The organism is Geminicoccus flavidas (assembly GCF_009806515.1).
Taxonomy (GTDB): domain Bacteria; phylum Pseudomonadota; class Alphaproteobacteria; order Geminicoccales; family Geminicoccaceae; genus Geminicoccus; species Geminicoccus flavidus.
In genome coordinates, this window is the sequence record NZ_WUJP01000988.1 from 1 (window position 1) to 6,058 (window position 6,058).

Here is a 6,058-nt window from a genome sequence, read left to right on the forward strand (position 1 = left end):
GCCATTACGCCATCGCGGCGATCACCAACGACATCTACACGAAGGAGGATGCCGAGATCCTGACCCGTTCCGGGGCGCTGGAACCGGACCGGATCATGGGCGTGGAGACCGGCGGTTGCCCGCATACCGCGATCCGCGAGGATGCCTCGATCAACCTCCGCGCCATCGACGAGATGTGCCAGCGTTTCCCCGACCTGGAGGTGCTGTTCATCGAAAGCGGCGGTGACAACCTGGCCGCCACCTTCAGCCCCGAGCTGGCCGACGTCACGATCTACGTGATCGACGTGGCCGCCGGCGAGAAGATCCCGCGCAAGGGCGGCCCGGGCATCACCCGCTCGGATCTCTTGGTCATCAACAAGACCGACCTGGCGCCGCTGGTCGGCGCCTCGCTCCCGGTGATGGACCGGGATGCAGCCCGGATGCGTGGCAAGCGGCCGTTCGTGTTCGCCCAGATCAAGAACGGGCAGGGCGTGGACGAGGTCGCAGCGACCCTCCTGGACCTGGGCGGCCTGCCCTGGCGCCTGCCGCACCAGCCGATCGGGATTCCTGCCTGCAACGACCGGGCGCTGGCCAGATTGGCGGAGCCGGGCTGACGCCTTCACGAAGTCTTCAGGAACAGATGCGATAAGACTTCCGGAGCAGGGGCGAGCATGCGTCTTGACGCAGGCTCCGTCTGCGCCGACGCTGGCAACATACTCGAATAGCTGGCGCGGCTGGGTGTCGCAGCGGGGCGGACAGGGCGTTCCATCAATCGTTTCCCTGGCTACCTCCACTGCGATCCCGACCGGGCCGGGGCACCATCGGATTCTCGAACCAGTCTTATGCGCCTTAGAAAGAAGCAGCGTCTCTATCTGGTCCTGGGCAGCCTCATACTCCTGGGTGGCGCCGCCGCCTTGGTGCTGACCGCGCTCGAGCAGAATGTCGCGTTCTTCGTGACGCCAAGCCAGGTGGCGGCGCGCGAGGTGCCGGAGGCCCGCAACTTCCGGATCGGCGGCCTGGTGGTCGCCGGAAGCATCGAGCATGCCGCTGACGGCGTGGTCCGCTTCCGGCTCACCGACACGCAGCAGGAGGTGCCGGTCCAGTATGCGGGCGTGCTGCCCGACCTGTTCCGGGAAGGGCAGGGGATCGTGGCCCAGGGCGAGCTGGAGCCGGACGGGACGTTCCGCGCCATCGAGGTGCTGGCCAAGCACGACGAGAGCTACATGCCCAAGGAGGTGGTGGACTCGCTCAAAGACGCCGGCGTCTGGCAGCATGACGGCAGCGGGGTGCCCAGCCAATGATCCCCGAACTCGGCCATCTGGCGCTGGTGCTGGCTCTCACGCTGGCCCTGCTGCAGGGCACGCTGCCGCTCTGGTCGGCGGTCCGGGGCGACCCGGTCGGCATGCGCCTGGCCGTGAGTGGTGCGGTCGGCCAGTTCGTGATGGTGACCCTGGCGTTCGGCGCGCTGACCTGGGCCTATGTGGCCTCCGACTTCTCCGTGGCCAACGTCGCCACCAATAGCCATTCTGCCAAGCCGCTCATCTATAAGATCAGCGGGGTCTGGGGGAATCACGAGGGGTCCCTGCTGCTCTGGGTCTGGATCCTCGCGATCTTCGGTGCGGCGGTGGCAGCGCTGGGTGCGAACCTGCCGCTGCCGTTCAAGGCTCGCGTGCTGGCGGTGCAGGGCCTGATCGGGGCGGGCTTCCTCGCCTTCGTCCTGTTCACCTCCAACCCGTTCCTGCGCCTGGACCCGGCACCTTTGGACGGCAACGGCCTGAACCCGATCCTGCAGGATCCGGGCTTGGCCATGCATCCGCCCATGCTCTACCTGGGCTATGTCGGCCTATCGACGGCCTTCAGCTTCGCCATGGCGGCCCTGATCGAAGGGCAAGTAGATGCCGCCTGGGCGCGCTGGCTGCGGCCCTGGGTGCTGGTCGCCTGGGCGGCGCTGACCTTCGGCATCGCGCTGGGCTCCTGGTGGGCCTACTACACGCTCGGCTGGGGCGGCTGGTGGTTCTGGGACCCGGTGGAGAACGCCTCGTTCATGCCATGGCTGGCCGCCACTGCGCTGCTGCACTCCGCGGTGGTGGTGGAAAAGCGCGACACGCTGAAAGCCTGGACCATCCTGCTGGCGATCCTGTCCTTTGCCCTGTCGCTCCTGGGCACCTTCCTGGTGCGCTCGGGCGTGCTGACCTCGGTGCACGCCTTTGCGTCCGACCCGACCCGCGGCGTCTTCATCCTGGCGCTGCTGGTGGTGGCGATCGGCGGGGCGTTCGCCATGTTCGCCTGGCGGGCACCGATGCTGCGCCCGGGCGGCAGCTTCGCCCCGATCAGCCGGGAAAGCGGGCTGCTCCTGAACAACGTGCTGCTGGCCACGGCGGTTGGCACCGTGCTGCTCGGCACGCTCTATCCTTTGTTCCTCGACACGGTCGGCGGGCCGAAGATCTCGGTGGGCCCGCCCTATTTCGACGCGACCTTCGTGCCCCTGATGGTGCCGCTGCTGCTGGCCATGCCGGTCGGCAGCCTCCTGGCTTGGAAGCGGGGCGATCTGCCGGGCGTGCTGCAGCGCCTGCGCCTGGCCTTCCTGGCGGCACTCCTGGCGGTTGGCTTGGCCTTGCTCCTGCTGGGCTGGCAGCTTCTGGGTGCTGCCCTGGGCTTCGGCCTGGCGCTGTGGCTGGTGCTGGGTGCGCTGGTCGACCTGGCCGAGCGCATCGCCCTGTTCCGCGTAACCCCAAGGCAGTCGCTGCGCCGGCTGCGCGGCCTGCCGCGTTCGGCGCTGGGGGTGGCCCTGGCCCATGCCGGGGTGGGCCTGCTGGTGCTGGGCGTTACGGGTGCCACTGCTCTCCGTGAGGAGCGGATCGCGGCACTCGCGGTGGGCGAGGCGACGGCGTTGGGCTCCCTACAGGTCCGACTGGTCGAGGTGCACCAGGAGCAGGGGCCGAACTACGTCGCCACGGTCGGCGAGTTCCAGGCAGAGCGCAACGGGGAGGAAGTACACCGGATCCGTTCGGAGAAGCGGTTCTTCCCGGTGGAAGGCATGCCCACCACCAAGCCCGGCATCCTAACCTCGCCCTGGGCCGACCATTATTACGTGCTGGGTGACCAGGCCGCGGACGGGCGTTGGGCCGTGCGGCTGTATCGCGAGCCCCTGGTGGTGTGGATCTGGTGGGGTGCGGCGGTCACTGGCCTGGGCGGCTTGGTCAGCCTGTCCGACCGCCGCCTGCGCGTAGGCGCCCCCAGCCGTGCCAGACGCCGGCTGCCTGCCGGTGAGGGGATGGCGGCGTGAGCACCAGAAAGCAGCCGCGGGCCGCCGGTACGCCATCCTCCATGCCACCCGCCGACAAGCCGGCCATGGCGCAAGCGTCAGTGGCGCGCACGGGAGGGCGCCGTGGGTGGCGCTGGCTGGCCTTCCTGCCGCTCGTCCTGATGCTGGTGCTGGGCGGCGTGTTCTGGCTGAACATGGGCAAGAACCCCGCCGAGCTGCCGTCTGCCCTGGTCGGCAAGCCGGTGCCGGACTTCGACCTGCCGCCCTTGCCCGGGCGCACCGACGGATTGGCCGCCGCCGACCTGCGCGACGGCCAGCCGAAGCTCGTGAACGTGTTTGCCTCCTGGTGCGTGCCATGCCGGATCGAGCATCCGGTCCTGATGGACCTTCAGCGCCAGGGCATTCCGGTGGTCGGCATCAACTACAAGGACGAGCCGGCCAAGGCGCTGGCCTTCATCGATCAGTTGGGCGACCCCTATGCACGGATCGGTGCGGACCGGGATGGGCGCGTCGCGATCGACTGGGGGGTGTACGGGGTCCCGGAGACCTTCGTGATCGACCGGGGGGGCAGGATCGTGCTGCGCTTCCCAGGGCCGCTGTCGCCAGAAATCGTCCAGGACCGCATCTTGCCGGCCTTGGCGGGAGGCGGCGGATGACCCGCTGGATCGCAGCAACCCTCCTCGCTTTCCTGCTGGCCCTGGCACCGGGCGGAACGCGGCTTCTGGCAGTGACCCCGGACGAGCAACTGGCCGATCCGGCGCAGGAGGCGCGGGCTCGTGAACTCGGCCGGGAGCTGCGCTGCCTCGTCTGCCAGAACCAGTCGATCGACGACAGCGATGCCGACCTGGCTAGGGACCTGCGCCGGATCGTGCGCGAACGGATCGCCGCCGGCGACGATGACCAGGCGATCCTGGCCTATCTGACCGACCGCTATGGCGAGTTCGTCCTGCTGCGACCGCCGGTCACCGCCGCCACTTGGCTGCTGTGGTTCGGCCCCCTGGCGCTGCTGCTGGCAGCGGGAGCCACGGCGTTCCTCTGGCGGCGCCGCTCGGCGATGGAACCGGAACCTGGCCTGAGCACGGAGGAGGAGCGCCGGCTGGACCGGATGTTGGCGGAAGCCGGCCCGGATGCGCCGCTGCCTGGCCCCGGCGAGCGGCCGTCCGCCGGATGATCGAGGGTTCCTTCCTGCTGGCGGCCGTGCCGGTCCTAGCCGTCGCCGTCCTGTGTTTGCTCTGGCCGCTGCTGGCGCGGCGGGCTGTCGCCCCGCGTGGCCGGCACGACCTGGCTGTTTATCGCGACCAGCTGGCCGAGGTCGATCGCGATCAGGCCCGCGGCCTGATCCTCCCGGACCAGGCCGAGGCCGCGCGTATCGAGATTCGCCGCCGGATCCTGCGGGTCAGTGCTGCCGAGGAGGCCGGCACGCCGGATCCGGCGCCCGGACGGCGCGCGCCGGTCGCCGCGGTCGCAACGCTCGCGGCCCTGCTGCCGGTGCTGGGATTCGCCACTTATCTGGCGCTCGGGCGGCCGGACCTGCCCTCTCGGCCGGCCGACGACGCTGCGGGCCCGCTCGCGTCAGGCGAGCAGCGCGCCCTGCTCGAAAAGGCAGCGGCCGAGCTGTCGGACCGGCTTGGCCAGGCACCGGACGATCCCGGCGGCTGGCTGGAGCTCGGCCGGCTGCAGGCCGAGCTCGGCCGGATGGACGAGGCGATCGGCTCCCTCCGTCGCGCCAGGACACAGGCGCCGGACGATCCACGGTTGCCGGTGGAACTGGCGGACCTGCTGACCCGGGCGGCCGGGGGCGTGGTGTCGCCGGAAGCCCTGGAACTGTTCCGCGAGGCACTGGAGGCTCCGGGCGGCGAGGCCGCCGCGGATCCGCGCGCCGCCTATTTCGTCGGTGTGGCGGAGGCACAGGCGGGCGATGTCCCGAGTGCGATCGAGCGGTGGCGGCGGCTCCTGGCACGGGCACCGGAGGATGCGCCATGGCGAGCCCAACTGGTCGAATCGATCCGAGTGGCGGCAAGCCAGGCCGGCCTGGATGCCGGCGATCCGGGGGCGACGGCGGTGCAGGGCATGCCCGACGCCCAGGCCATGGCGGAGATGGCCGAGTTGACGCCGGAGGAGCGCGACCAGCGGATCCGGGCCATGGTCGACGGCCTGGAGGCGCGCCTCCAGGCCGATCCCGACAATGCGGATGGCTGGGTCCGGCTGGCCCGGGCGCGCGAGGTCCTGGACGAGAAGGCACGCGCGGCGACTGCCTATGAGCGAGCGGCCGCGCTGCGTCCGGACGATCCGGCGATCCTCGCGGCTTGGGGCAATGCCCTGATCACCGAGCAGCACGCCCCGACCGGGCTGCCGCTGGTGAACGATGCCGCCAAGGACGTGTTCGAGCGGCTGGAGAAGCTGGCGCCGGACGATCCGCAGCCCGCCTGGTTCCTGGGCCTGGCCGCCGTCCAGGCCGGCGACCGCGCTGGGGCTCTCGCCCATTGGAGTGCCCTGCTGGACCGTCTGCCCACCGACCATCCAGACCGCGCCGCGATCGAACAGTTGATCCACGAGCTGCGTCCATAGGCGCGGACTCGAAAGAATCCGCAAGAGCAAGAACTGTGGATCTTGCCGGCCTCCCCGGCATGATCGGGCTCATGGCGGCAGCTCACAGGACCACCGGTGGCCAGCAGACCATCGAGCCGACCCACAGAGGAGGCGCCGGCGGGCGCTGAAGGGGCGGGTATGGTCCTGATGCCTCACACCCACCCTGCGAGGAGCTGCTCCGAGGGTCTGGTTGGCCAAAGGCATGGCAAGCGGTGGGCTGGCGGC

6 protein-coding genes are annotated in these 6,058 nt (G+C 70.2%); all 6 read left to right on the forward strand.

Annotation, left to right across the window (positions count from 1 at the left end; all coding sequences use genetic code 11):
- Nucleotides 1-593, forward strand: a 593-nt coding sequence (gene ureG / locus EQG76_RS28055) for an urease accessory protein UreG (protein WP_159718392.1), incomplete at its 5' end; no start/stop codon positions are given.
- Between the two features lie 228 nt (nucleotides 594-821).
- On the forward strand, nucleotides 822-1,280 hold the full coding sequence (gene ccmE, locus EQG76_RS28060) for a cytochrome c maturation protein CcmE (protein ID WP_159718394.1): 459 nt from the start codon (nucleotides 822-824) through the stop codon (nucleotides 1,278-1,280).
- Nucleotides 1,277-3,265 (forward strand): heme lyase CcmF/NrfE family subunit, encoded by a 1,989-nt coding sequence (locus EQG76_RS28065; protein WP_159718396.1) that lies wholly within the window; start codon nucleotides 1,277-1,279, stop codon nucleotides 3,263-3,265. Before ccmE ends, EQG76_RS28065 begins: the two co-directional genes overlap by 4 nt.
- A complete protein-coding gene (locus tag EQG76_RS28070) occupies nucleotides 3,262-3,900 on the forward strand; it encodes a DsbE family thiol:disulfide interchange protein (protein WP_235031596.1) in 639 nt (212 codons plus the stop codon). Before EQG76_RS28065 ends, EQG76_RS28070 begins: the two co-directional genes overlap by 4 nt.
- Nucleotides 3,897-4,415, forward strand: a complete 519-nt coding sequence (locus EQG76_RS28075) for a cytochrome c-type biogenesis protein (RefSeq protein ID WP_159718398.1) — start codon at nucleotides 3,897-3,899, stop codon at nucleotides 4,413-4,415. The genes EQG76_RS28070 and EQG76_RS28075 overlap by 4 nt, the downstream gene beginning before the upstream one ends.
- Nucleotides 4,412-5,812, forward strand: a complete 1,401-nt coding sequence (gene ccmI / locus EQG76_RS28080) for a c-type cytochrome biogenesis protein CcmI (RefSeq protein WP_159718400.1) — start codon at nucleotides 4,412-4,414, stop codon at nucleotides 5,810-5,812. Before EQG76_RS28075 ends, ccmI begins: the two co-directional genes overlap by 4 nt.
- Nucleotides 5,813-6,058: the final 246 nt, after the last annotated feature.

Excerpts from the sequence above, each read along its gene's own strand:
- ccmI (WP_159718400.1), top strand. The coding sequence starts at position 4,412 with ATGATCGAGGGTTCCTTCCTGCTGGCGGCCGTGCCGGTCCTAGCCGTC.
- ccmE (WP_159718394.1), top strand. The coding sequence starts at position 822 with ATGCGCCTTAGAAAGAAGCAGCGTCTCTATCTGGTCCTGGGCAGCCTC.
- EQG76_RS28065 (WP_159718396.1), top strand. The coding sequence starts at position 1,277 with ATGATCCCCGAACTCGGCCATCTGGCGCTGGTGCTGGCTCTCACGCTG.
- EQG76_RS28075 (WP_159718398.1), top strand. The coding sequence starts at position 3,897 with ATGACCCGCTGGATCGCAGCAACCCTCCTCGCTTTCCTGCTGGCCCTG.